The 947-nt window shown below is 47.7% G+C and carries 1 protein-coding gene; it reads right to left on the reverse strand.

The annotated features are described in order from the left end of the window. A partial coding sequence (locus A3756_RS15490; RefSeq protein ID WP_156490513.1) for an ABC transporter permease occupies nucleotides 1-947 on the reverse strand: 947 nt, incomplete at both ends.

Here is a 947-nt window from a genome sequence, read left to right on the forward strand (position 1 = left end):
CCATGTGAGCGCCAGATCTCTTTGAAGGGCCGGGTCTTCACTCAGTTTTTCATCATCATGAACATAGCGTTCGTTGATATGCGTTAATCGCCCTGGAACCATAGGAAAGAGCGGGTAGTTCTTGAAGCCGGTTTCTTCGAGTGCCGCTTTATAACTATCCGATTCATAGGCTTGTATATTCATAGCGAAGAAATTGGGCGCGTTCTCGGGTAAGCCGCGTTGCCAGTCATTTAGTAAATCATTTCTTACAACACTAATGACTAGCATGACCATCAATATCATCGCGAATGCCAAGATTTGAGTGCTGGCACTTTGATTGTTGCGCATGAGGTGTCGCCAGGCGAAACGCACATAAATATTGAAGCGTGCTGAAGGTGTGATTTTATCTAAAAGCTTAAGTATTCCTCGTAAACCAAATGAGAGCAGGATAAGGGTCACCAATCCGCCGACAATCAATGCGAGAGACATCTTTACATCGCCGGTAAACCATAAGCATAACGAGAGAATACATGCGAGCGCGATGCCGTAGATTAGTCTTCCGCTAATGCTCATCGGCTCAAGGTCACGGCGCAGGATTCTAAGTGGGGATACGCGACTTAGTTGAATCAGGTGAGGTAGCGCAAAGCCCAGTAGAGTAACCGGGGCCGTAATACTCGCAATAGCCCAAGCTGACCAAGGTGCGGTAGGCAAGTCATTGATAAATAGGATACTTAGCAAGGAAGAAAGTTGTTCCTGTATCAGGGTGCCAAGCATTAGGCCGATGAGCGTGGTGATGAAGGCGAGAATCAGTAACTGCAGACTAAAAAGCCACAGTACTTGCTGACGACTGGCGCCCAAGGTTCTTAACAGTGCGCTGGTATCGTAGTGGTGTTGGGCATAGTTTTGAGCGGCCATCGCAATGGCAATACCCGCAAGTAGAATCGCGAGAATGGCCGCTAAGGAAAGAT

It is taken from the genome of Oleiphilus sp. HI0086 (assembly GCF_001635225.1).